This is a genomic window from Paraburkholderia sp. SEWSISQ10-3 4 (assembly GCF_030464785.1).
Lineage (GTDB): Bacteria > Pseudomonadota > Gammaproteobacteria > Burkholderiales > Burkholderiaceae > Paraburkholderia > Paraburkholderia aspalathi.
This window is the reverse complement of record NZ_JALPRI010000001.1, coordinates 512,383-536,230: the sequence shown is the minus strand read 5'-3', so window position 1 is coordinate 536,230 and position 23,848 is coordinate 512,383. Positions and strand designations below refer to the sequence as shown.

The window sequence follows — 23,848 nt, the reverse complement described above, 5'->3', positions numbered from 1 at the left end:
CATAGTGGGCTACCCGAGCGTGCGCAATTCGAAGCGTTTGATCTTGCCGGTTTCGGTGCGCGGCAGTGCCTCGATGAACGCGATAACGCGCGGGTATTTATACGGCGCCACGCTATTTTTCACGAAATCCTGCAGTTGCGCGACCATTTTGTCGTCAGGCGCATAACCTGGGTTCAGCACCACGAAGGCCTTGACGATCTGTCCGCGCGTCTCGTCGGGCACGCCGATCACGCCGCATTCGGCCACCGCGTCGTGTTGCATCAACACGCTTTCCACTTCCGGGCCGGAGATGTTGTAGCCGGCGGAGACGATCATGTCGTCGGCGCGGGCCTGATAGAACACGTAGCCGTCTTCGTCGAGATAGACCGAGTCACCGGGAAGGTTCCAGCCGTCGCGAACGAATTTCGCTTGCCGTTCGTCGGCGAGATAGCGGCAGCCCGTCGGCCCGCGCACCGCGAGTTTGCCGATTGTGCCTGCCGGCACCGGTTGCATGGCATCGTCCACGGCCTGTACGACGTAACCCGGCACCGCGCGGCCGATGGCATGCGGGCGGATCGCATCGCCTTGCGCCGAGATGAAAATATGGATCAATTCTGTACCGCCGATGCCGTCGATCATCTCGATGCCGCTCGCGTCGTGCCATAGGCGGCGCGTCGAATCCGGCAACGCTTCTCCCGCCGAGACCGTTTTCTTCAAGCTTGAAATGTCGTGATGCGCAACGAGCGGAGCCATCTGCCGATAGAACGTCGGCGCGGTGAACATGATCGTCGCGTGAAAACGCTCGACGGTTTGCAGCAAGGTCTCGGGCGTGAGCTTCTCGATCAATACCGTCGACGCACCCACTCGCAGCGGAAAGCACAGCAAACCACCGAGGCCGAATGTGAAGGCGAGCGGCGGTGTGCCGCAAAACACATCGCTCGATGAAGGTTTCAGAACATGACGCGGAAACAGATCGCACATCGCGAGGACGTCACGATGAAAGTGCATGCAACCCTTCGGCGCGCCCGTCGTGCCACTGGTGAAGGCGATCAGGCAGACGTCGTCAGCTGCGGTGTCGCAAGCGGTGAAGTGGTCCGGTTTGTTGATCGCGAGGCTGTCGAGCGAATCGGCGGAATCATCATGAAACAGACGCGTTTGTTTCAAACCCGCGCAGTAGAACTCGTCCTTGAGATCGTTGCAGCGCGCGAGTTCAGCAGTCAGGCGCGAGTCACATAGCGCGGCGCTGACTTGCGCCTTCTCGATGATCTGCTTGAGTTCTTTCGCGCGCAGCAGCGGCATGGTTGGCACTACGACCAGGCCGGCCTTCAGCGCCGCGAGCGCCGTCACCGCCATGTGCAGGCTGTTCGGTCCACGCAGCAGCACGCGGTTGCCCGGCTGCAAACCCATTTCGCCGACCAGCACATGCGCGCTGCGATTCACCAAGGCCAGCAACTCGCCGTACGTGGTCGCCCGCGGTTTCCCATCCACGTCCGACCAGATCGCCGGACGGTCGCGATGTCCCGCTTCGATCGTTCTGTCGAGCAATTCCGTCGCGCAATTGAAGCGCGCCGGGTAAGCCACGTCCGGGTTGTCGAGCAGAAAGACAGGCCATTGATCCTGCGGCGGAAGATTGTCGCGCGCGAAGGTATCGACGTGTGCTGACGGTTCCATCATGGTCTCCCGGGCGTTGAGCCGGCTGAATGCGCTTCGGTTGGCTTGGTGGGTTATGTTGCTTCGTGCTTCGTATTTCGTGCGCTTACTGGGGAACCACGGCCGTGGCTTCGATCTCGACTTTCGCTTCGTCTTCGATCAACGCGACGACCTGGATCGCGCTCATCGCGATGTCGTAGTCGCCGATCAGCTCTCGAAACGCACGGCCGATATCTTTCAGCGAGGCGAGATATTCGCGTTTGTCCGTGACGTACCACGTCAGGCGGACCAGATGCTCGGGCTTGCCGCCCGCTTCGTGCAGGACGGCAAGAATGTTCTTGAGCGCCTGAATCGCCTGCTGTGCGAAGTCGGTGGTCTGAAAACGTGCCTGTTCGTCCCAGCCGATCTGGCCGGCGATGAACACCTGCGTGCCGGTTGCTGCAACGCCGTTCGCGTAGCCGCGCGGCTTGATCCAACCGGCGGGAAGGAGAGCTTTTTTCATGAGCGATGCGCCTCGATGGATTCAGGCTGTGGGACAAACGCCGCGAGCGCGCTCGCGATGTCTGCGGGAATGTCGATGGATGTGCCGCTTTCGAGCGATGTGGTCACGAGCACCTGTTTCGCGCTGAAGCGGATTTCGCCGCCGTGCCGGCCGACGATCTCGATGCTGATCGAGCGGCGCCCGACCTTCGTGACGCTGAGTGACAGCATGATCGTTTCGCCCATCTGGCTCGGCCGCGAAAACTCGCAATCGAGTTTGACGATCGGCAAGCCGACCCGGCGTTGCGCGATCATCTGCGCATAGTCGATTTGCATGCCTTCGTTGAACCAGTCTTCGACCAGCGCGTTGGTCATCACCAGATATTGCGGAAAGAACACGATGCCGGCCGGATCGCAGTGCTGGAAGCGGATGCGGACAGGTCGTTCGAAGGTCGCGTTCATTTCGCTGCGTCCTTGATGGCGTCCGCTGCGTGCGCCTTCAGAAGGTCGCGGCCGACAATCAGCTGTTGCACTTCAGTCGCGCCTTCATAGATCCGCAACGCACGAATTTCGCGGTACAGCATCTCGACGGCGGTGCCGCTTTGCACGCCCATACCGCCATAGAGTTGCACGGCGGCGTCGATCACCTGTTGCGCGCCTTCGCTTGCGTGCCACTTGGCCATCGCGGCTTCACGCGTGACCTGTTCACCCTGATCGCGCAACCAGGCTGCGCGATAGACCAGCAATGCACTGCTGTCGATCGTCAATGCCATCTGTGCGAGCTTGGCTTGCGTCAACTGAAAATCGCCGAGCGTCTGTCCGAACATCTTGCGCGACGATGCGCGTGAAAGACCTTCGGCCATTGCATGCCGTGCGAAGCCCAACGACGCTGCCGCCACCGATGTGCGGAAAATATCCAGCGTACGCATCGCGAGTTTGAAACCTTCGCCGGGTGCGCCGAGCATCTGGCTGCGCGGCACGCGTGCGCCGGCAAAGTGCAGGCGAGCCAGCGGATGCGGCGCGATCACATCGATGCGTTCGGCGATTTCCAGACCCGGCGTGTCGGCATCGACGATGAAGGCGGTGATGCCGCGTGCACCTGGCGCTTCGCCGGTTCGGGCGAACACCACGTAGAAGTCGGCGATGCCGCCGTTGGAGATCCACGTCTTGTCGCCGTCGAGTACGTAGAAGTCGCCGTCTTCGCGCGCTGAGAGGGACATCGCAGCCACGTCCGATCCTGCTTCCGGCTCCGACAACGCGAACGCGGCGATAGCGGTACCGTTCGCCACACGCGGCAAGTACCGCGTCTTTTGCTCATGCGTGCCGCCGAGCGAGATCGCGCCGGAACCGAGTCCTTGCATTGCCAAAGCGAAATCAGCGAGACCGGAATGCTTGGCGAGCGTCTCGCGCAGCAGGCACACGGCGCGTGTGTCGATCGTTTCGCCGTTCCCGCCATAGGCAACGCCGCCGACACCGTATTTCAGCCAGCCCGCCGAACCGAGTTCGCGGACCAGACGGCGGCAGGTTGCATCGATGTCGTCATGCTCCACGTGCGAGAGATTCGCGCGGCACCATGCTTCGATACCCGCGGCCAGTTCGCGATGGCGCGGTTCGAAAAACGGCCAGGCCAGTGCGCTGTGCAGATCCAGATCGCTGTTGGTGCTCAATTCAATCTCCCTCGAAGACAGGACGCGACTTCGCGGCAAACGCGCTATACGCACGTTCGAAATCGCGTGTGCTCATGCAGATCGCCTGTGCTTGCGCTTCTGATTCGATAGCTTCGTCGATGCTCATGCTCCATTCCTGGTGCAGCATCTTCTTCGTGATGCCGTGCGCGAAGGTCGGACCGGCGACGAGATCGGCGGCGAGCTTCTGTGCGTCTGCTACGAGCGCGGCCGGTTCGCACAGGCGGTTATAGAAGCCCCATGCGTGGCCTTCCTCGCCACTCGCTGAGCGGCCGGTGAACAGCAATTCGGCGGCGCGGCCTTGGCCGATGATGCGCGGCAGGATCGCGCAAGCGCCCATATCGCAACCGGCGAGGCCGACGCGAGAGAACAGAAACGCGAGCTTGCTGCGCGCGGTGCCGAGCCGCATGTCGGACGACATCGCCAGGATCGCACCGGCGCCGGCGCAGACGCCGTCGACCGCGGCGATGATGGGTTGCGGGCAGTGGCGCATCGCTTTGACCAGATCGCCGGTCATGCGCGTGAACAGCAGCAGTTCCGGCATCGGCAGATCGATTAGCGGGGCGATGATGTCGTGCACGTCGCCGCCGGAGCAGAAGTTCTCGCCTGCGCCGTGAATCACGATTGCCTTCACGTCGGTCGCGTACGTGAGTTGCCGGAACAGATCACGCAACTCCGCATACGATTCGAACGTCAGTGGGTTTTTACGTTCGGGCCGGTTCAGCGTGATCGTCGCGACCTTGTGGGCGACCGACCAGCCAAAGTGCCGCGCCTCGTAACCGGCGAGCGTCAGGCGGTTGCCGGCCAGTAGGGCGTCGGCGTTGGATCGTGTCATGAGTGTCTCCGGTGCAAGGCTGGGTTCCGTGCAAATCAGTCTTTCAGACTGTCGAGCAGATGTTGTTTGAGTTTGCCGAGGCGCTGATGGGTGCGCGATTTTTCGTCGAGGCTCAAGCCGCCGAACAGTTCGACCACCCATTGCTCATGCGCAATGGCCATCTTGTCGAACGCCTTGCGGCCCGCGGGCGTGAGGCACACGCTGATCGAGCGACGATCGTTGGGATCGGTGCCGCGCGAAACCAGACCTTCTTTCTCGAGCTGATCGGTAATGCCGGTCACGTTGCCGCCCGTCACCATCAAACGGCGCGACAGCTCAGTCATCTTCAGGCCTTCCGGATGACGTTCGAGTTGCGCCATCAAGTCGAAACGCGGCAACGTGGTGTCGAATTCATTGCGCAGGCGCTTGCGCAGTTCGGCCTGCACGAGATTGGTCGTGGTCAACATGCGCAGCCACAAACGCAGGCCCATGTGGCTATCGGCGCCGGTACTCATTTCCAGATCCACGACGTTCTCCGCTGGTTTGGCGACGCCTTTGCGCGGCGGCTTTGCGTCAGCCGTCGTAGTCTTTTTAAGGTTCGATAACTTGGTCACATTACTTCTCCACCGGAGATGGAAATGGATTGCCCCGTGATCGCATCCGAGCCGGGTTGGCAGAGCCATAGCACGGCGTTAGCGACCTGTTCCGGGCTTACGAAGCGACGCTGCGGATTCGTGCGCAGCAAGGTTTCGCGCGCCTGCTGTTCGGTGCGGGAGGTCTTGCTGGTGATCTGTTCGAGCGATGCGTGCAGCAGTTCGGTTTCGGTGTAGCCGGGGCATACGGCGTTGACGGTGACGCCTTTCGTTGCGACTTCCAGTGCGAGCGAACGTGTCAGGCCGATCACGCCATGTTTCGCGGCGCAGTAAGCGGCGACATAGGCGTAGCCGATTTGCCCCGCCGTGCTCGCGACATTGACGATGCGGCCGTGGCCGCGCTCGAGCATGCCGGGCAACACGGCGCGCGTGCCGAGGAAGACGCCGGTGAGGTTCACGTCGAGCATGCGCTGCCAGAGCGCCATGTCGGTGTGAGTGAAGGGCGCAGCTTGCGCCTGGCCGGCGTTGTTGACGAGGATATCGATTGCGCCGGCTTGTGCGAATGCCTTCTCGACCGATTCTTCGCTTGTGACGTCGACGCTGATGCAGGCGACGTCGCCGAGTCCGTTGAAACTTTCCCGCTGCGCATCGAGACGTTGCGCGTTGCGTCCCATCAAGGTGACGCGCGCACCGGCACGCAGCAGCGCTTCGGCCACGGCTGCGCCGATGCCGCTGCCGCCGCCTGTGACGACAGCGTGCTGTCCTGCGAGGGTCGTGTTGGGCGTATTCACGTGGTTCCTTCAGCGCGTTGCGCGCGCTCTTGCGGCGACAAGCCTGCGTTTGCGGCGGCCTGTGCACGTTCACGTTCGAGATTGCGCTCGAGTTGCGACTTGGCTGCCGTGTACGGTTTCGGCCACGTCACGTCCAGATAGCCGATTTTTGCGGCTTCATTCAACGTCCACGACGGATTGGCCAGATGCGGCCGCGCGATCGCACAGAGATCGGCGCGGCCCGCCGCGATGATGCTGTTCACGTGGTCCGCTTCCGAGATCGCGCCAACGGCGATGGTTGCGATGCCGGCTTCGTTGCGCACGCGGTCAGCGAATGGCGTCTGGAACATGCGGCCAAACACGGGCTTTTCCTGCTTGCTGACCTGGCCCGACGAGACGTCGATCATGTCGGCGCCTGCCGCCTTGAAGGCGCGGGCGATTTCCACGGCGTCGTCGGGCGTGGTGCCGCCTTCGACCCAATCGTTAGCGGAAATACGCACGGAAATCGGTTTGTCTTGCGGCCAGACGGCGCGGATCGCCTTGAAGACCTGCAACGGGTAGCGCAGACGATTTTCGAGCGAACCGCCATATTCGTCCGTGCGCTGGTTGGTCAGCGGCGACAGGAAGCTCGAGAGGAAATAGCCGTGTGCGCAGTGCAGTTCGAGCCAATCGAAGCCTGCCTCGGCGGACATTTGCGTGGCGCGTACGAACTGCGCTTCGATTTCTTTAAGTTCGTCTCGTGTGGCTTCATGCGAGGTCTGACTGACGCCGCTTAAATATTGCTGCGGTGAAGCGGACACCAGCGGCCAGTTGCCTTCGTCAAGCGGCTGGTCGATGCCTTCCCACGCAACGCGCGTCGAACCTTTTGCGCCGGAGTGCCCCAGCTGAATGCCGATCTTGGCGTCCGACTGAGCGTGCACGAGATCCACGATGCGCTTCCACGCCGTGAGATGCTCGGGCGCGTACATGCCGGGACAAGCGGGCGTGATCCGCGCTTCGGGCGACACGCAAGTCATTTCCGTCATGACCAGCCCGGCGCCGCCCATGGCGCGGGCACCAAGATGCATCAGGTGATAGTCACCGGCGATGCCGTCGACGGCTGAGTATTGCGCCATCGGCGAGACGACTACGCGGTTTTTCAGCGTGACGCCACGCAACGTGAAGGGCGTGAACATCGGCGGAACGGAGTGCTTCTCAGGCGCGCGGTCAATGCCTGAGCGGTGTGCGAGCCAGTCTTCGAACGTCGAGAGATAGGTTGCGTCACGCTCCCGCAAGTTCTCATGCGAGATGCGCTGCGAGCGTGTGAGCAGCGAATACGCAAACTGTTCCGGCTCGAACGAAGTATAGCGATCGACATGCTCGAACCACTCCGTCGAATTGCGCGCGGCGTTCTGGATACGCAATACGTCGATACTGCGGACATCCGTGTAGTGCTGCAACGCAGCGGGCAAATCACCCGGATGCGCGCCGATGCTGTTGGCGAGTTCGATCGAATCTTCGAGCGCGAGCTTGGTGCCCGAGCCGATCGAGAAATGTGCGGTGTGCGCCGCGTCGCCCATCAGCACGATCGGCGTTTGCGAGCCGTCGGCGTTGCCGCGCCAATGCACCCATTCCTCATTGACGACGCGCGGGAAACGAATCCACTGCGACGACCCACGCAAATGCGCGGCGTTCGACAGCAACGGGTTGCCGTCCAGATACTTGGTGAACAGCTTCTCGCAGAACGCGATGCTGTCTTCCTTGCTCATTTCGTCGAGACCGGCGGCGCGCCACACGCGCTCCGGCGTTTCCACAATAAACGTCGAGGTCTGATCGTCGAAGCGGTAGGCATGCGCCTGGAACCAGCCGAACTCAGTTTCTTCGAAAGCAAACGTGAAGGCGTCGAAGAGTTTTTTGGTGCCGAGCCAGACGAAGCGGCAATCGCGCATGTCGATCGCGGGCTTGTAGGTGGCGGTGTACTTCTGACGGATGGCGCTGTTGGCGCCGTCACAGGCGATGATCAGGTCGGCTTCGTAGGTGGTGTCGTCCGTAACCTGGGTTTCGAAAACCAGTTTGACGCCCAGTTCTTCGCAGCGCGCCTGCAGGATATTCAGCAGACGTTTGCGGCCGATGCCGCAGAAGCCATGGCCCGACGAGCGAACCTGCCTGCCGCGGAAATTGATCTCGATGTCGTCCCAGTGGTTGAAGGCGTCGAGGATCGCATCTGCGCTGGGGGCGTCGGCGGTGCGCAGGTTGCCGAGCGTCTGGTCGGAGAACACCACGCCCCAGCCGAAGGTGTCATAGGGCCGGTTGCGCTCCACCACCGTGACGTCATATGCCGGGTTCCGGCCCTTCATTAACAGGCCGAAGTACAAGCCGGCCGGGCCGCCGCCGATACATACGATGCGCATGTTGACTCTCCATGTGAACCTGCTCTGGAGGGTAATTTAGGCGTCGATAGTTTAGATGTCAAGTAAATTGTCGGAGAGCGTCTATGCCCGTTGCCGTCCAATCTGCAACATCGCGATACTGGCAAGAATCAGGGCGATGGCGGCCACTTCCAATGCGCCAACCCTTTCCCCGGCGACCCAACCAATCAGAAGCGCAACGGTAGGTGTAATGTAGGTTGAGCCCGAAGCGGCAACTGCGCCGAGCTCTTGCAGCAGGAAGTAGTAGATCAGAAAGGCAATGCCGGTTCCCAGGACACCAAGTCCGACCACGACACCGGTGGCCGCCCGCCAATCCTGCAGTATGTGCCGCATCCCGGTGAAGTCTGTGAGCAAGGTCAGTATGAGCAGGGCCAGCCCCATCTGCCACGTGACCAGCGCCAGGGGCGGGAGGTTGAATGGCGACAGAAAACGGCGGACGTAAACATACGACAGCCCGAGGGTGATCGCACCTGCCAACATCCAGAAAACGCCGGCAAGATCGATGGGGTTGTCTGCACCTTCCCAAGGCCGAGCAATCAGAACGATGCCGGCAAATCCCAGAACCACGCCTGCCACCATCAACCCGTTCACCTTCTCGGTTCGCAGGAGCAATAGTGAGGAGATAGCAGTGAATATGGCAATGGAGCCGCCCAAAACGCCTGCGGTGCCCGAAGGAAGCAGCGCAGTGCCTTTTACGATGGCAACATAGTAGAAAGCTGTCGCCACAGAGGCCATGACGAAGAAGTGAGGCAGATGACGCACCTGGCTACGGTTGATCACTCCCTGATGCCAGGCGGCGAGTGCCAGCGGCAGGAAGCCGCAAAGTACCCGTAAAAACGCGATCTGCATTGGGCTGATCAGGGTCACCGCCCACTTCATGTAGATAAAGTTCGATCCCCAGATGAAGCCAAGAAGGACGAAGGCAGCCTTGGTAAGCCTCATAGTGCATGCCTCGCCAACCAATGAGATTGATCGTCAGTACATCAAGGCCGAAAATCTGCGGATAGAACAAAAGCGGCATCGCCGTAGGACGTATTGGTCGTGATTCGGCGGCCGCATCGCGTGTGCGTTTCCGATTACGCATCCGTGTCGGGAACCAGAACTACGGCACGCACGGTGCTTGACTCCCCGGTCGGCTCTACTGAACGATTCGATAGATGGTTGGCGGTAGCGTTTCGCCTGCCGCGGAAAGCGTGTATGCGCGCTGCACCTCCGCCACCGCATGCGCCGCTTCCCGGGCGCTGCGTGCGTGCACGAAGCCAAGTGGCTGCCCGACGTCCACGCGTTGTCCAAGCGGTACGAGTTCCGATAGGCCGACAGCGTAGTCGATCGAGTCTTCCGCCCGCACCCTGCCTCCACCCAGTTCCACGACGGCGACGCCGAGCGCGCGGCAGTCGATCCGCTCTACCTTTCCCTCCCCCGGTGCAGGAACCGGAATCGTGATCTGCGCTTTGGCCAGATAACGGACAGGCGCGTCTATCAAGTCGATGGGGCCACCCAGCGCCGCCACCATTTTCGCGAAGCGCTCCGCGGCCGCACCGGAGTCGAGCACCGCCTGCAACTTGACTCGCGCCTGCGCGTGGTCGGTAGCAATGCCGCTGTTGATCAGCATCTGCGCGGCGAGCGCTATCGTGACCTCGTGCAGACGATCTGGACGCGACTTGCCCGTCAAATAATCGATTGCGCACGCCACTTCCAGCGCATTGCCCGCGCACGGCGCGAGCGACTGGTTCATGTCGGTCAGCAGCGCCGTGGTCTTCATGCCTGCGCCGTTGCCGACGTTGACGATGCTCCTCGCGAGTTCGAGCGATTTTTCCGGAGTCGGCATAAACGCGCCCGAGCCCACCTTAACGTCCATCACCAGACCTTCAAGCCCTGCTGCAAGCTTCTTCGACAGGATCGACGCAGTGATCATCGCGACGGATTCGATCGTCGCGGTGTTGCCCCGGATCGCATAGATGCGCCTGTCGGCGGGCACGAGCTGCGCAGTCTGGCCGATGATCGCCACGCCGACGTCGCGTACTGCGCGCTGAAATTCGTTCGTATCGGGCGTCACGTTGTAGCCCGGGATCGAATTCAGCTTGTCGAGCGTGCCGCCCGTATGTCCGAGCCCGCGTCCGGAAATCATCGGCACATAAGCCCCGCAAGCGGCAACCATCGGACCGATCAACAACGAGGTCAGATCGCCGACGCCACCGGTCGAGTGTTTGTCGACGATCGGTCCATTCAGGTTCAACGCATGCCAGTCGAGCACCTGCCCCGAGTCGCGTTGCGCAAGCGTGAGCGCGACGCGTTCGTCGACGCTCAGGTCGTTGAAATAGACTGCCATCGCGAATGCTGATACCTGCCCCTCGGTGACGCTGCCATCCACCACGCCGCGAACGAACGCTGCAATTTCGTCCCGGTCGAGTGGCTGCCGGTCACGTTTCTTGCGAATGAATTCCTGGGGCAGGAACATGACGACTCCTTCAATATCAATGCAAGGAAAAGAAGAGACCGGCAATCGCCGCGCTCATCAGATTCGACAGCGTGCTGGCCGTCAGCGCGCGCAGACCGTGGCGCGCCACTTCCGAGCGACGCTCCGGCGCTACAGCACTGAATCCGCCGGCCAGAATCGCGATCGACGAAAAATTCGCGAAACCGCACAACGCAAACGATACGATCGCAATCGTCTTGGGATCAAGAACCTGCAGTCCCGCCGCGGCGACCTGCGCGGTGTCCTTCAGGTATGGCGACAGGTCTCCATAGGCGACGAACTCGTTGAGAATCAGCTTCTCGCCGATGAAGTTGCCGGCTAGCGACGCATCGTGCCACGGCACGCCTATCATCCAGGCAAGCGGTGCCAACAGGCCGCCCAGCAGCCCCTGCAGCGTGACGTTCGCAAAGCCGAACAATGCGGCAATGCCACCCACGCCCGTATTGACGAGCGCAATGAGACCGATGAAGGCAATCAGCATCGCACCGACGTTGATGGCGATCTTCAGTCCGATCATCGCGCCCGAGGCGGCCGCCTCGATGACATTGGCTGAACCCTTCTCGTCGAAATCCAGCCCGTCGATATTCATCTGGGTTGGCTCAACAGTCGGATACAGCAGCTTGCCGAACAGCAGGCCGCCCGGCACGGCCATGAACGATGCAGCCAGCAGATACTCCATTTTCACGCCAAGGCCGGCATAGGCAGCAAGCACGGACCCTGCTACCGAAGCCATCCCGCTTGACATCACGGCAAAGATCTCCGCGCTGGTCATTTGCCGCACGAACGGTTTCACGAGGGCCGGCATTTCGCTTTGACCGAGGAAGATGGTTGCGACTGCCGAGCACGCTTCAATGCGGCTTACTGCCAGCAATTTTTCCAGCGCCATACCGACGATGGTGACGATCCACTTCATGATGCCGACGTAATAGAGTACCGCGATCAGCGCGGTCACGAAGATGATCATAGGCAGCACACGCAGGCCGAACACAAAACCGCCCGCACCGAAAAGCTCGAACATCTTGCTGTCGACGAGCCCGCCGAAGATAAACGACACACCGTGGTTGCCCATTTCGAGCACACGGTTGACAGCGGAGGCAACGACCGCGAGCGCGCTACGTCCGAACGGGACGAACAGCACGAGCGCGCCGATTGCCAACTGCGTCGCAAGCGCGGCGAAAAGGGTTCGTGGCCGTACCGCGCCACGGTTGTTCGATAGCAAATAGGCAATCAACAGCAGTATCAACATGCCGCAAAGGCTGCGCACGATATCCACGTAGTTCCCCTTCGAAGTTAGGGAAATGAGAACGCCCCGGATTGAGGCGGACGGCACGACCGGAGGCGGACATCTTTTCCACCGGTCGTGAGAATCAACACGGTGTGTTTAATTGGCCGGTACGCGGTCTTTCCAGTGCTTCCAGTCTTTGACGATCGCAGCCACGAGCGGCGAGCCGGTCAGATAGAGGTTGTTGAGCGCCGGGACAAAGCCACCTTGATTCTGGTAATCGAGCAGGTTGTCGACGTTCGAGACACCTTGTGGCGGGCGATCGAAGTCCGAACCGGCACGCAACACCGCTACGCGCTGCGTATCGGCGAGGCCCGCCGCCTGCGCACGCTTGATGACCTCGAAAGTCGCGTTGTCTTCCTGCTGCGTCGTGCAGTACACGCCCTTGCCGTCGGTCAGAAGCCGGGTCCAGTCGCGGGCGCGCTGCCCTAAGGCATTGCCCGAGAACCACGTATCGCCCGCGAGGGTGTCGCACTGAATGACGGTCGGACGCTGATTGGCCGGCGCGCTCTGATATTTCGCGCGATAGGCGACTGCCTGCGGGCTGTCGGTCAGCGTCACGTCGCGCGAAAGACCGTAGGCCTTTTGCAGCAGCGCCTCGTTCAGTTGAAACACTTCGGTGCGGTAATCCAGCGGCGGTTTTTCGTTTTCGCTCTTTGTGTTGATGCCGAGATAGCCGGACTTCCATCCCGCCGGCATCTCACGCGCATCCAGTTCCCACTGGATGCCGAAATCCACCAGATAGCGCGCCCAGGCGGCTGAGCCAAGCGTTCCCTGCGCGGGGTCGATGCCGGCGATGCCCGATACGAGGAAGTAAGTCTTGCGTAAATCAAATTTTCTCGAATACACCAGAGCGGACATCGAGGCCGCCGCGTTCGTGTGGCCCATGCCGGTCGTCAGGACACACACGCTGTCGTGGTTGCACTGGACGTCGGGATAGTCCGCGGACAGACCCGGTACCTTGACGTGTTCCATCGGACCCAGGTGGTCCAGCCACACTTTGCCTTCCGGCCCGAACATGCTGATGATGAGGACCTTCACAGGCCGCGGACGTTGTGTGGCGTCACCCGCGGAATGGGCGCTGGTCACCAGCGAAACCGCGAGTCCCAATCCCGCAAGCATTCGCCAAAATTTTTGCTTTAACATGAAATCGGTGTCCCTGATCGTTTGTGAGGTTTGATCTGGTTTGTGTTGTCTATGCGATCAGAACTGGTAACCGACGCTGGCGTAATAGCCCCAACCGGTCGAACGGTTTGCAAACGGACCATCGCCAAAGTTGAGGTCTCCGCCAGCCCATTGACCGCCGTTGTGGAAGTAGCGGGCAGCGGTCCAGAAGCGCCAATGCGTAAACGAGTAGATCAGCACGTTTGTTGCGACGAAGGCCGTATCGGTCCGGGTGTCGTCACCCGTCTTTTCGCGCAGCCGGGAGCCGAAGTCATAGTTGAAGAAGCCGACGTAGGTCAGATTGCCACCGTGGAATGTGCCAAGCGGATAGATGTATTTCATCTGGGCGCGATAGCCGTCCCACGAGTTCTCGTTCGCCGCGCCGTAGTTTTCCCATTGGCGCTTCACATACAAATTAGCGGACAGAATCAGTGGGGTGTGTGTGTCGATATCCGTGCCGATGCCGCTGTACAGGGTGTTCTGGCGGCCACCGATGTTATAGCCCTGGTCGTAGATCCAGTCGAACGCCAGATACCATTCCTTGAATGGGCCAAAGCCAAGGTGCTTGCCAACGAGGTCGTCGATCGATACGCGCGGCTCCTGCTCGCTGAAGACAGGCGACCCTCTATCCCACACGCCGGAGTCATGCGTACTGCCCACGCCGAAGACCTTCGGCGCATCCACGTAACCGTACAGGTCGAACGGACCCTTGCGGCCGAAGTATTCGTACTCCAGGTACACGTCGTTGGTCTTGTACGGACCGAAGCGAATGTCTTTCGAGCCAATCACGCCCAGACTCTGGTGAAACCAGCTCGACACATAAGGAGAAGCCGCCGTTTGCGGCGTCGGATTAGTCACGACGGCGCCGCTTTCCGCAAGCGTCGAGTCAGTGGAACCGTCGGCCCAGGCCGTTTGCGCGACCAGCAGGCTGACCGACATCGCCACACCGATCCAGGTCGCAAGCGCGCCACAGCGCCTTGCGCGAGCCATCCATTTCTTTCCGTCCATTTCTTTTGGATACCTAATGTTAGTCATCGGATCGAATCCTTACTGTCGTTAATATTTTCGATGAGCCACTGCTGTGTGAATCTCTCCAAACCTTGGCAGGAGCACCGCTAAACTGCAGACCGCATGTTCTGCGTGCACTGATGCCCCAATGTTGACCGGTCAGTCAGCTTTAAACGCCAATACCCACGCAGGCCGCGAGTAAATGCAGGAACCATGCCAAAGTTGTCTGATCGGTCAGGATTTGGATTCGCGCCAGGGCGGCGCAGTGCATGTAGGGAGTTCCCTACGGAAATTTCCGTATCAACCTAGCGAAGTTTCCGCGAGTCCTGACTGCGCGGCACCCGCCGCGGATCTACCATCTACATACGGTGACGTTTGTTGCGTCTGTGCGCTGCGCGGGGCCTTCGCAGCAGGGACGATCCGGTCGGTATTGCGGGGGGAGTTGAAATGGAACACGACGCGCACCGTCTGATACACGAGATAAATCTTTCCTATCTTCTCCTGACCCGGCGCCTACTCGTGGAAGACAAAGCTTCGGGCATGAGCAGTCTCGGTGTGCTGCCGGAGGTGGCCGATGTTCTGATGGCGCTTTCGCCTGAAGAGATCGAGAGGCTCGCCTCTACTTCGCAGATACTTTGCTCGTTCCGCTTTCATGACCACACCGTGCTGTCCGCGCTGACACACAGTCAGGTTGAGGTTGCTGTCATGGCGCGTTCGCCGGTGTGCCAGCCGGTCGGGCAACGCGCTTAAGCCGAAACCATTTCTCCCCGGTCTTCGCGCCCCACCGCACAGCAAAACGCCGCATTGGTGGAGGAAAGTGCCGCAGCGGCCCAGAGTGTTGAACATCAATCGCGCTTGTTACATGAAGCCGTCTTGGTCCTTGAGCCGGATGGCTTGGCTCAAGCCGGTGAGCGCCGATCGTTCTCCTGTCTGGGACCACATGGGTACGGTCCCATCGGTGAGTTATCAATCACTCGTTCTGCATACGATGCACTTTACTGCCGAAGATCTTCGTCTCGTGCTGGAGCTGGTCGAACTACTCGGCAGGCCCTCGCCCGAGAATCTTATCGATCGCCCAGACGTAATTCAGAAACTTGCGTCTCTATTCCACGCAGACTTTATCGGACACGCCATTTGGAGTCGCGACAATGGTCAATTCGAACAGGCCACTCACTGGGGCCGCGACGCTCACATGGCTGTGGAATACGAACAGCACTTTCAGTTTCTTGATCCAATTTCCCCCTTGCTAATTGGGCGCGAGGACGCGGTTCTAAGCGACAGTTTGATCGATCGACGAACTTTCCGTAACACAGAATATTTCAGTGACTTTCTTTCACGTTACCGGGTGTATTCCGGCGTCGACCTGTACCCGCACGAAGTCGGGCACGTTCAGTTTAACTATCGGTTTTGGACTAGCAATCAGAAAAAGCGCTTCGGAGAGCGCGAAGTTGCTTTGCTCAATATGCTGCGTCCTTACCTGATCAACGAATACCAATTACGCCACGTAGCGCGCACCAACAACCAGACGGATACAGCCATAGAAAATTACGCGAGCTTCCTGGTTCAGGAATCAGAAAAACCGAAACCCAATCAAAAGGCTCATAAGCTTCTGGCTGGTTTGCAACCGGCTGAACGGGAGGCGTTGTGCCGTCTGATATCCCGGATACCGTATGACCCATCTGCGACTGCGCAATGGAACGGTTTTGACCTTTGCGTCGAGTACGCTGCCGATGAACGCAAGAAGGGACGTGCGTACATGGTTTATCTGTTGGCGCGTACGGTCGGTTCGGGGTCCTGGTTTCAGCAACACTTTGACCTCACTCTTCGTGAAGGCGAAATTTGCCCCTTGCTACTCAAGGGTTTGGCCGACAAACAGATAGCAGCCATCCTGAAGATCAGCTACTGGACTGTGCGCATTCATGTCGGCCGAATACTTGAAAAACTGGCGATCGATTCTCGCGCCGGCATCGGGCTTGCCGTGCTCAAGGCGAGCCACAACACCAGGGCCGACAAAGCGTATCTACCGGACACGTCATCCATTGTGTTTCCGTCCTAAGGCGGTTACCCCGATGCGATAAAACACGTCCCGCATGGCTAGGATTAGCTATTCAGACCCCGTATACGTTGCCGTTACTTCCTATACAACTCGCGTCAGCAAGCGGAAGGTCTTGTTGCGGTATTCGGCAAGCCCTGGTGGAGATCAATGTGCTCCCGCTGGCGCCGGGAATGCCATCAACTCGCGCTACGCGTACCACGGATAGGAACAATCAGTGAACTTAAGCATTCGAAACCGGCTCATCGCCATTGTCACGAGCCTCGTGCTTATCACGCTCGCCTTGAGCACCTTCTTTCTCATGCGTCTCAGTGCCGCTGGAAATGAATTGGAATCGATGTACAGGGCGGATTTTTCTGATGCGGCGTCCGTTAGCGAGATCGATGGACTACTCACTCGGAGCGACATCAACATTCTCCGGATGATCGCGATTGGGGACCCTGCCTCTATTGCCGGATGGAAGCAGGAAAATACAGAGCGGTTTAGCCAGGTCGACAAAGTGATAAGCGAACTGGCAAGCCATCGCGATGGAGAAAAACTGGAGGTGGTCAAGGGGCTACAGGACGCCTACCAGAAAATGCAGGCTGGGATGAAGCATCAGGTGGAGCGTATTGAGGCCGGGGATGTGAAAGGCGGTGCCGAAGTGAACAGGCTGGAAGTCAAGGATAACGCGAACCACGTTTTCGGCATTCTTGCCAAAATGAAACAGGATTTGCGCACGACGGCTCAGGCGCGTTTCGCTGCACAGCAAGTTGCTATTGTGACTACTCGCTACATTTCTTTTGGCGTGATCGCCTGTGCCGTGCTTTTCGCTGTTGGCGCCTTGATCTATTTGCTGCGTGCAATCCTGATACCGTTGAACACGTCAGTTAGCATTGCCGAGCGGATCGCAACTGGGAAGCTCGGGAACGACATCCCGAACCAATCGCAAGACGAGTTCGGGCAACTTCTCTCGTCCCTCAAGAAAATGGATCAGCAGCTGAGCGATACGATTCACGGGATCAAGACATCCGCAGAATCGGTCACGGTGGCGTCGCGGGAAATCGCTAGCGGTAACACCGATTTGGCGGCCCGTACCGGGCAACAGGCCGCATCGCTGGAGGAAACGGCAGCGAGCATGACGCAGTTGACCGAGACGGTAAAACAGAATGCCGACAATGCCCGCCAGGCTAATGCGCTGGCAACGCGCGCTACCGACATAGCTGACGCTGGTAATGAAACCGTACAAGGCATGGTAGGAACGATCGAGAAAATCAGTGCGAGTTCGAGCAAGATCTCGGAGATTACCGGTGTCATTGAAGGCATCGCGTTCCAGACCAACATTCTGGCGCTGAATGCAGCGGTGGAGGCTGCGCGTGCGGGTGAACAGGGACGTGGTTTCGCTGTCGTCGCCAGTGAAGTTCGCAGTCTGGCTCAGCGCTCTGCCGCCGCTGCGAAAGAAATCAAGGAATTGATCGGCTCCTCGGTGGCAACGATTCAGGACGGCTCCATGCAAGCCGTGGAAGTCAGTTCGACCATGGGACAGGTCAAGCAGGCGATCAAGCAGGTTTCCGATATTGTCGGCGAGATCGCTGCAGCGTCCGAAGAGCAAAGCCGTGGCATTGAACAGGTGAATCAGGCGGTCGGCCAGATGGACGAAGTCACACAACAGAACGCGGCGCTCGTCGAGCAGGCAGCGGCCGGCGCAAAATCACTTGAGGAACAGGCAAGCAGATTGAAGGATGCAGTCTCGGTGTTTGAGGTGGCCGGCGGCGCAGCTCACATTGAGCCGCGAGTGGTTCTGCCGCAGAGCAGGCCTCGACTGCCTGCGTCGAATGCTCAAACGACGCGTCGCGCACAGCCCACGAAGCCGAGGATTGCGCCCGTCACTATTGCCGACAAACCGGCAATGGTCGCCGTGGATACGGCCGGCTCGGACTGGCAAACCTTCTGACCAGAACCCAAACCTATGTATAACGACTCCAAAATGCAGAGCGACGATGCACAACAAGCCGACGCCGCGTCGGCAGAACAATCGCCACTTGCCCTGGCAGTTCAAATCCGCAAGGAGAGTGACCACGCGTTACTCAACGCCCTCACTGCGCTATCGAAAGTAAATGGCCTTACTGTTGTTCAGCATGATGCGCGCCTTGCAGTCATCGGCGAATTGCTGGTTTCCTTGCTGACGCACTTGCCCAACGCCATGCGGTCCGACATTGCCGCCTCGTTCCGCGGCAGGATTGAAGATTTGATGAGCCTCAGCGACGACCGGTGCTTACCGGAAAAATATCACTCGTCGCTCTTAACCGAGGTCAATCGGTATCTGAATGCACTCCGATAGAAGGAGAGGCCGTGGACCACGCCTTCGCCTTCGAGGGTGAAGGAGCCACGCTGGTACTAACCCAGGAGCGGCGGCAATTCGTCCTTCAGGAAATCGACGAAGGCGCGTACCGCAGGCATCATGCCGCGGCGCGTCGGAAACAGCACGGCCAATCGTCCCTCCCGCGAGCGAAATTCCGGCAGTACGAGGCTCAAAGTCCCCATCTCGATCTCCCGCGTGCAGGCATAGAGAGGCAGGCTGGCGATGCCCATTCCTGCCAACGCGGCTTCCTTCAGCGCCGCGATATTGTCGCTCTGCAGGCGGGGCTGAATCGTCTGCATGGAGACATCGCCATTCGCGCCGATCAGGCGCAATACGGTCACTGGCCTACTGATCGATTCGTAGATCAACAGATCGTCGCGAGGTAGCGCATCGGGCGTACCAATCGTCCCGGTCTTCGTCAGATACATATGACTGGCCACCAACCCCCAGCGCACCGTGCCCAGCGGCGCCTGGACCAGGCTGGAAAGCTCGACGTCAAAACCTAGACCTCGTATCACCACATCGACATGTTCTTCAAGAAGGTCGACCTGTCGATTACTTGCCTCGATAGCCAGCCGGACCTTCGGGTAGCGCAACATGAAGCGGGGCAGCAGCCTGGCCAGCAGGATGTCTGTAATCGCGACGGACATGCTGGCCCGCACCAGCCCCGAGGGCTCGGCAGTCCGCCGCCGAACCGCTTCCTCACCAGCCTGCGCTTCGGCAATCATGGCCCGGCAATGTGCGTACAACTCTTCGCCGGCGTCGGTCAGGCTAAGCCGGCGCGAGGTTCGGTGAAGCAGCCGAACGCCGAGCTTGGCTTCCAGATCGGTGATCCGGCGGGAGATATGGGATTTGCTTACGCCAAGCGCCTCTCCCGCGGCGGTAAAACCGTGGTGCTCGATCACCTGAGCAAAGAGATAGAGGTCGTTCAGGTCAGAAGAGACGGGGTTCATCCGACGTCCGGTAGTCGTTGGGTAGGTCTATCGATCGTTGCCTGTGGGAAACGATAGGTTGAGAAATACCATATTTATCGATCGTCGTTGCGGAAATATGATTCCTCTCAACCCGGCGCAGATGTGCACCGGACGGTCCGGCAGGACGGTTCTACGTCGTTGCCGCATCCAAAATGCCAACGTTAATCAAGACCATGAAAATCCTTAATCTCCTGAAAGCTGTCGTTCTTCCCCTGGCGATCGTCGCCACCTCTGCCGCCACGATCCAGACGGCCAGCGCAGCGCCCGCGACGAACGCAGTCGCTCCGTCGGGCGCACCGTACTCATTGCTGTCGCGGGACAACACGGTGCTCGTACTGGTTGACCACCAGGTTGGCTTGTTCACCGGCGTACGCGACATCGATACCGGTGAGCTCAAGCATAACGTTGTGGCCTTGGCCAAAGCCGCGAAGACGCTCGGCATCCCGGTCATTGTCACCGCGACGATGCCCGACGGCATGTGGGGTCCCACGATCCCTGAACTGACTGCCGCGCTTCCGGGTGTGCCGGTGATCAGCCGGACCTCGATCAATGCATGGGACGATCCGAATGTGCGCGCCGCGATCGAGAAGACCGGCCGCAAACAGATTCTGATCGCCGGTGTTTCGCTGGAAGTGTGTGCCACGTTCCCGGCGCTGTCGCTCAAGGCTGCAGGCTACGATCCCCGCGTGGTGCTCGACGCATCGGGTACGTTTAGCGATACCAAGCGCACGGTGGGGCTGCAGCGTCTGGCAGGCGCCGGCATCCCGGTGACCGATTACGCCACGGCTGGTGTGGAAATGCTGCACGGCAACGACGACCCGAAGGCGCAGCAGGTGTACGCCGATCTCGACATGCCGTTTGCCAACCTGGTGTGGCAGCTCAAGAACGCTTCGCGCAAGTGAGGCAACAACCCGGTCCGGCGAGGGCGAACTGCGTCCTTGGGCGCCCCGCCATCCATCAACAAAAGTGCCATTGAATCTGACTTTTGTGTAGGGACGCGCGCTCCGTCGTCAAATATTCTTACTCCATCGAGTCGATACGTCCTGCGCGGATTCCATCCAGCCGCCGGCGACGACAAGTCCGCAATCATTTTGCATGGGACCGGAGTGAGCTCTAAAGCGCCAACTCCGGTCAACATAGGAGAGGAAGTTGACCAGGAAAGTCCCGCTCAAGATTGCAATCGCTGAGCACCCCCACACATCGGCCATTCGTAACGGATCCATTTCCATCGAGGGTGTGGATGCCGAGTTCATCACAGTCCAGCCGCAAATTGGCGCATTTCGCCGGATGGTGCGCGACGTCGAATTCGACGTTTGCGAGTTGGCGCCGACAACCTACATCATCGCCCGCGCCTATGGTGCGCCGTTCGTCGGATTGCCGATTTTTGTCGTGCGGCGTTTTCACCACGGCGGTTTGCTGGTGCGCCCGGACGCCGGGATCAAGACCCCCAAGGACCTGGAAGGTAAGAAGGTCGGCGTGCGCGCCTATTCGGTCACGACCGGCGTGTGGACGCGCCAGGTCCTGATCGACGAGTTCGGCCTCGATTCTTCCAGGGTGACCTGGGTTGTCGATGATGAGGAGCATGTTACGCAGCTCAAGCTGCCGTCGAACGTCATCCATGCTCCGGCTGGAAGCTCGTTGGCGGAAATGATGGCGACAGGCGAATTGTCGGCGGGTTTTGCCGCCGCCGCGGGTATCGGCCGCACCGGCGCGCCCACGGGTGGATGGAAGGAGGTCGAGGCCGACTATCCCGATCTGTTGCCCAATGCGACCGAGCTCGAAAGCGAGTACTTCGCCCGCACCGGGGTCTACCCGATGCACGGCACTATCGTCGTTAAGGACGCGGTGCTCGCCGAGCATCCGTGGATCGCGAAATCGATTTTCGACGCCTTCGCACAGGCGAAAAAGGAATGGCTGGCGCGCCTCGATGCCGGCGAGGCGACGAGCGTCAGCGACAAGAAGTATCTCGAACTGCGCAAGATCGTCGGACACGATCCGCTGCCGTACGGTCTGCAGGAAAACCTCAAGACGATCGAAACACTGGAAGCCACCGCGTTCAAGCAGGGTCTCACGCCGCGCCGTATGTCCATTGACGAACTGTTTGTGGACCCATTGGCCCGCTGACCCGCACGCAACTGAACTTGCATGGGACCAGAGTAAAGCGCTAAAGCGCCAACTCTGGTCGATCGCAGATTGCATGGGACCAGAGTAAGGCGCTGAAGCGCCAACTCCGGTCGACAGGAGACGACATGATTATCGATTGCCACGGTCATTTCACGACCGTACCCGCTTCATTCCGCAACTGGCGAGCCAGGCAGGTCGAATTCGCGAACGACCCGGTCAACGCGCCGTCGCGTGCCGCCGCGCATGTGAGCGACGACGAGATTCGCGAAGCGATAGGCAATGGCCAACTCAAGCTGCAGCGCGAGCGCGGCAGCGACCTGACGCTGTTTTCGCCGATCGCCGGATTGATGAGCCACCATCTGGGCAATGAGCGCACGAGCCTGGAATGGGCCGAAGTATCGAACGACCTCGTGCACCGCGTGACGGAACTCTATCCGGACAACTTCGCGCCGGTGTGCCAGTTGCCGCAATCGCCGGGCGTGGCGCCCGCGAATTCCATCCCCGAGTTGCGACGCTGCGTCGAACAAATGGGCTTTGTCGGGTGCAACCTGAACCCCGATCCGAGCGGCGGCTACTGGACCGGCAAACCGATGTCCGATCGCGAGTGGTATCCGATCTACGAAGCGCTGGTCGATCTGGATGTGCCCGCGATGATCCACGTGGCGGCTTCATGCAATCCGTGCTTCCACGGCACCGGCGCCCACTACCTGAACGCCGACACCTCGGTGTTCATGCAACTGCTGCAGTCCGATGTGTTCAAGGATTTCCCGACACTGCGCCTCGTGATTCCACACGGCGGCGGCGCGGTGCCTTATCACTGGGGGCGCTATCGCGGCATGTCGCTTGAAATGTGCGAGCGCCCGCTCGAAGGGCTGCTGAACAACATCTTTTTCGACACCTGCGTCTACCACAAGCCGGGCGTCGAGTTGCTGACCAAGGTGGTGCCAACCGACAACGTGCTGTTCGGATCGGAAATGATCGGCGCCGTACGGGGCAAAGATCCGGCAACCGGCCAGTACTTTGACGACACCAAACGCTATATCGACGCGTGTACTGCGCTGACGGACGAGGATCGCTACAAGATTTTCGAGGGCAATGCGCGGCGCGTCTACCCGCGCCTCGATGCGCGCCTGAAAGCGCGCGGCAACTAACTTTGGCGCGAGCCATATGCAATGAAACACGCACAGAGACACTCATGACTTCCGCAATCGTTGATATCCATCCCCACATCATTTCCGATGACGAGAGCCGCTATCCACCGGCGCCGTTGTTCGGAAAGCGCTCGGATTGGTCGAAGGAGCGCCCCACTACCGTTGAGACGTTGATCGCGGCGATGGACGCGGCCGGCGTCGCCAAGGCCGCGGTGGTTCATTCTTCGACGACCTACGGTTTCGACAATCGCTATGTCGTTGAAGGTTGCGGCAAATATTCAGACCGGCTGGTTGCCGTCGGCTCCGTTGACGTACTGCAGCCGGATGCACCGGAACGCATTCGGGAATGGGTCGGGCTCGGTCTAGCGGGTCTGCGTTTGTTCACCGGCGGTAGCACCAAGGAGTTCGATCCGAGCGAACTCGACGATCCGCGTGCGTTCCCAGCGTGGGAACTGTGCGGAGAACTCGGCCTGACGATGTGCATCCAGACGGGGCCGATCGGACTGCCGCAGGTCACGGCGCTTGCACGGCGTTTCCCTAAGGTGCCCATCATCCTCGATCACCTGGGGCGCCCCGAAGTAGCCGATGGTGCGCCCTATGCCGCGGCGCGCAGCCTGTTCGACCTGGCGTCGCTCGACAACATCTACCTGAAGCTCACGCCGCGCATCTTTGGCGATGTGAAGAAGGAAAAGGCGAGCGCCGAAACATTCTTCCCGCGCGTGGTGGAAGCCTTTGGTGCAAAACGGATGGCCTGGGGCTCCAATTATCCGACCTCGCCCGGGACGCTCCCGGAAATCCTCGCGACGGCCCAGGCGGGTCTGGCATGTCTGAGCGACGAAGACCGCGCGTGGATTTTCGGCAAGACCGCGCAGCGACTATATCCGGCCCTGGCCTGA

22 protein-coding genes are annotated in these 23,848 nt (G+C 60.0%); 8 read left to right on the top strand and 14 right to left on the bottom strand.

What is annotated here, in order from left to right; genetic code table 11:
- Nucleotides 1-9: 9 nt before the first annotated feature.
- From M0D68_RS02410 to M0D68_RS02350, 13 genes are all read right to left on the bottom strand, one after another.
- Entirely contained in the window at nucleotides 10-1,650 is a 1,641-nt protein-coding gene (locus tag M0D68_RS02410) for an AMP-binding protein (RefSeq protein WP_200619036.1), read from the bottom strand.
- Between the two features lie 85 nt (nucleotides 1,651-1,735).
- Complete coding sequence (locus tag M0D68_RS02405) at nucleotides 1,736-2,131, bottom strand: RidA family protein (protein WP_266223676.1); 396 nt, start codon at nucleotides 2,129-2,131, stop codon at nucleotides 1,736-1,738.
- On the bottom strand, nucleotides 2,128-2,571 hold the full coding sequence (locus tag M0D68_RS02400) for a thioesterase family protein (RefSeq protein ID WP_093636898.1): 444 nt from the start codon (nucleotides 2,569-2,571) through the stop codon (nucleotides 2,128-2,130). Before M0D68_RS02400 ends, M0D68_RS02405 begins: the two co-directional genes overlap by 4 nt.
- Nucleotides 2,568-3,776, bottom strand: a complete 1,209-nt coding sequence (locus M0D68_RS02395; protein ID WP_266223675.1) for an acyl-CoA dehydrogenase family protein — start codon at nucleotides 3,774-3,776, stop codon at nucleotides 2,568-2,570. Before M0D68_RS02395 ends, M0D68_RS02400 begins: the two co-directional genes overlap by 4 nt.
- A gap of 1 nt (nucleotide 3,777) precedes the next feature.
- On the bottom strand, nucleotides 3,778-4,629 hold the full coding sequence (locus tag M0D68_RS02390) for an enoyl-CoA hydratase family protein (protein WP_266223674.1): 852 nt from the start codon (nucleotides 4,627-4,629) through the stop codon (nucleotides 3,778-3,780).
- A 35-nt stretch (nucleotides 4,630-4,664) separates the two neighbouring features.
- Nucleotides 4,665-5,222: a MarR family winged helix-turn-helix transcriptional regulator gene (locus M0D68_RS02385; protein ID WP_054033708.1), complete on the bottom strand. Its 558-nt coding sequence runs from the start codon at nucleotides 5,220-5,222 to the stop codon at nucleotides 4,665-4,667.
- Nucleotides 5,219-5,992 (bottom strand): SDR family NAD(P)-dependent oxidoreductase, encoded by a 774-nt coding sequence (locus M0D68_RS02380; RefSeq protein ID WP_200651780.1) that lies wholly within the window; start codon nucleotides 5,990-5,992, stop codon nucleotides 5,219-5,221. Before M0D68_RS02380 ends, M0D68_RS02385 begins: the two co-directional genes overlap by 4 nt.
- Nucleotides 5,989-8,361 carry a bifunctional salicylyl-CoA 5-hydroxylase/oxidoreductase gene (locus M0D68_RS02375; protein WP_200651779.1) on the bottom strand — a complete coding sequence of 791 codons (2,373 nt, stop codon included), beginning with the start codon at nucleotides 8,359-8,361 and terminating at the stop codon, nucleotides 5,989-5,991. Before M0D68_RS02375 ends, M0D68_RS02380 begins: the two co-directional genes overlap by 4 nt.
- A gap of 81 nt (nucleotides 8,362-8,442) precedes the next feature.
- Nucleotides 8,443-9,321 (bottom strand): DMT family transporter, encoded by an 879-nt coding sequence (locus M0D68_RS02370; protein WP_266223673.1) that lies wholly within the window; start codon nucleotides 9,319-9,321, stop codon nucleotides 8,443-8,445.
- Nucleotides 9,322-9,517: 196 nt separating this feature from the next.
- Nucleotides 9,518-10,837 carry a thymidine phosphorylase gene (gene deoA / locus M0D68_RS02365; RefSeq protein WP_266223672.1) on the bottom strand — a complete coding sequence of 440 codons (1,320 nt, stop codon included), beginning with the start codon at nucleotides 10,835-10,837 and terminating at the stop codon, nucleotides 9,518-9,520.
- A 16-nt stretch (nucleotides 10,838-10,853) separates the two neighbouring features.
- Nucleotides 10,854-12,128, bottom strand: a complete 1,275-nt coding sequence (locus M0D68_RS02360; RefSeq protein ID WP_211708099.1) for a NupC/NupG family nucleoside CNT transporter — start codon at nucleotides 12,126-12,128, stop codon at nucleotides 10,854-10,856.
- A 108-nt stretch (nucleotides 12,129-12,236) separates the two neighbouring features.
- Nucleotides 12,237-13,283, bottom strand: a complete 1,047-nt coding sequence (locus M0D68_RS02355) for a purine nucleoside permease (protein ID WP_266223671.1) — start codon at nucleotides 13,281-13,283, stop codon at nucleotides 12,237-12,239.
- Nucleotides 13,284-13,340: 57 nt separating this feature from the next.
- Nucleotides 13,341-14,291: a nucleoside-specific channel-forming protein Tsx gene (locus M0D68_RS02350; RefSeq protein ID WP_244869535.1), complete on the bottom strand. Its 951-nt coding sequence runs from the start codon at nucleotides 14,289-14,291 to the stop codon at nucleotides 13,341-13,343.
- Between the two features lie 465 nt (nucleotides 14,292-14,756).
- On the opposite strand from M0D68_RS02350, the gene M0D68_RS02345 reads away from it, so the two are divergent.
- The 4 genes from M0D68_RS02345 to M0D68_RS02330 all read left to right on the top strand — a co-directional run bounded on the left by M0D68_RS02345 (nucleotide 14,757) and on the right by M0D68_RS02330 (nucleotide 18,682).
- Nucleotides 14,757-15,059 (top strand): flagellar transcriptional regulator FlhD, encoded by a 303-nt coding sequence (locus tag M0D68_RS02345; protein ID WP_200651776.1) that lies wholly within the window; start codon nucleotides 14,757-14,759, stop codon nucleotides 15,057-15,059.
- Nucleotides 15,060-15,198: 139 nt separating this feature from the next.
- A complete protein-coding gene (locus M0D68_RS02340) occupies nucleotides 15,199-16,365 on the top strand; it encodes a helix-turn-helix transcriptional regulator (RefSeq protein ID WP_234487675.1) in 1,167 nt (388 codons plus the stop codon).
- A gap of 214 nt (nucleotides 16,366-16,579) precedes the next feature.
- The gene (locus M0D68_RS02335) at nucleotides 16,580-18,295 is read left to right on the top strand and encodes a methyl-accepting chemotaxis protein (RefSeq protein ID WP_200651775.1); all 1,716 of its coding nucleotides are present in this window, start codon (nucleotides 16,580-16,582) and stop codon (nucleotides 18,293-18,295) included.
- A 33-nt stretch (nucleotides 18,296-18,328) separates the two neighbouring features.
- Nucleotides 18,329-18,682 (top strand): hypothetical protein, encoded by a 354-nt coding sequence (locus M0D68_RS02330; protein ID WP_143131731.1) that lies wholly within the window; start codon nucleotides 18,329-18,331, stop codon nucleotides 18,680-18,682.
- A 56-nt stretch (nucleotides 18,683-18,738) separates the two neighbouring features.
- Here M0D68_RS02330 and M0D68_RS02325 read toward each other — a convergent pair whose 3' ends face one another.
- Nucleotides 18,739-19,656, bottom strand: a complete 918-nt coding sequence (locus M0D68_RS02325; protein ID WP_266223670.1) for a LysR substrate-binding domain-containing protein — start codon at nucleotides 19,654-19,656, stop codon at nucleotides 18,739-18,741.
- A gap of 194 nt (nucleotides 19,657-19,850) precedes the next feature.
- Here M0D68_RS02325 and M0D68_RS02320 point away from each other — a divergent pair, with 194 nt between their 5' ends.
- The 4 genes from M0D68_RS02320 to M0D68_RS02305 all read left to right on the top strand — a co-directional run bounded on the left by M0D68_RS02320 (nucleotide 19,851) and on the right by M0D68_RS02305 (nucleotide 23,848).
- The gene (locus M0D68_RS02320) at nucleotides 19,851-20,579 is read left to right on the top strand and encodes an isochorismatase family protein (protein ID WP_266223669.1); all 729 of its coding nucleotides are present in this window, start codon (nucleotides 19,851-19,853) and stop codon (nucleotides 20,577-20,579) included.
- 247 nt (nucleotides 20,580-20,826) lie between these two features.
- On the top strand, nucleotides 20,827-21,801 hold the full coding sequence (locus tag M0D68_RS02315; RefSeq protein WP_266208877.1) for an ABC transporter substrate-binding protein: 975 nt from the start codon (nucleotides 20,827-20,829) through the stop codon (nucleotides 21,799-21,801).
- Between the two features lie 125 nt (nucleotides 21,802-21,926).
- Nucleotides 21,927-22,952, top strand: a complete 1,026-nt coding sequence (locus M0D68_RS02310; RefSeq protein ID WP_266223668.1) for an amidohydrolase family protein — start codon at nucleotides 21,927-21,929, stop codon at nucleotides 22,950-22,952.
- Between the two features lie 44 nt (nucleotides 22,953-22,996).
- Nucleotides 22,997-23,848: an amidohydrolase gene (locus M0D68_RS02305; RefSeq protein WP_211700117.1), complete on the top strand. Its 852-nt coding sequence runs from the start codon at nucleotides 22,997-22,999 to the stop codon at nucleotides 23,846-23,848.

Bases quoted from the DNA above. Each gene is read 5' to 3' on its own strand.
- M0D68_RS02410 (WP_200619036.1), bottom strand. From the start codon at position 1,650: ATGGAACCGTCAGCACACGTCGATACCTTCGCGCGCGACAATCTTCCG.
- M0D68_RS02405 (WP_266223676.1), bottom strand. From the start codon at position 2,131: ATGAAAAAAGCTCTCCTTCCCGCCGGTTGGATCAAGCCGCGCGGCTAC.
- M0D68_RS02400 (WP_093636898.1), bottom strand. From the start codon at position 2,571: ATGAACGCGACCTTCGAACGACCTGTCCGCATCCGCTTCCAGCACTGC.
- M0D68_RS02390 (WP_266223674.1), bottom strand. From the start codon at position 4,629: ATGACACGATCCAACGCCGACGCCCTACTGGCCGGCAACCGCCTGACG.
- M0D68_RS02375 (WP_200651779.1), bottom strand. From the start codon at position 8,361: ATGCGCATCGTATGTATCGGCGGCGGCCCGGCCGGCTTGTACTTCGGC.
- M0D68_RS02370 (WP_266223673.1), bottom strand. From the start codon at position 9,321: ATGAGGCTTACCAAGGCTGCCTTCGTCCTTCTTGGCTTCATCTGGGGA.
- deoA (WP_266223672.1), bottom strand. From the start codon at position 10,837: ATGTTCCTGCCCCAGGAATTCATTCGCAAGAAACGTGACCGGCAGCCA.
- M0D68_RS02355 (WP_266223671.1), bottom strand. From the start codon at position 13,283: ATGTTAAAGCAAAAATTTTGGCGAATGCTTGCGGGATTGGGACTCGCG.
- M0D68_RS02350 (WP_244869535.1), bottom strand. From the start codon at position 14,291: ATGGCTCGCGCAAGGCGCTGTGGCGCGCTTGCGACCTGGATCGGTGTG.
- M0D68_RS02345 (WP_200651776.1), top strand. From the start codon at position 14,757: ATGGAACACGACGCGCACCGTCTGATACACGAGATAAATCTTTCCTAT.
- M0D68_RS02340 (WP_234487675.1), top strand. From the start codon at position 15,199: ATGGCTTGGCTCAAGCCGGTGAGCGCCGATCGTTCTCCTGTCTGGGAC.
- M0D68_RS02330 (WP_143131731.1), top strand. From the start codon at position 18,329: ATGCAGAGCGACGATGCACAACAAGCCGACGCCGCGTCGGCAGAACAA.
- M0D68_RS02325 (WP_266223670.1), bottom strand. From the start codon at position 19,656: ATGAACCCCGTCTCTTCTGACCTGAACGACCTCTATCTCTTTGCTCAG.
- M0D68_RS02320 (WP_266223669.1), top strand. From the start codon at position 19,851: ATGAAAATCCTTAATCTCCTGAAAGCTGTCGTTCTTCCCCTGGCGATC.
- M0D68_RS02310 (WP_266223668.1), top strand. From the start codon at position 21,927: ATGATTATCGATTGCCACGGTCATTTCACGACCGTACCCGCTTCATTC.
- M0D68_RS02305 (WP_211700117.1), top strand. From the start codon at position 22,997: ATGACTTCCGCAATCGTTGATATCCATCCCCACATCATTTCCGATGAC.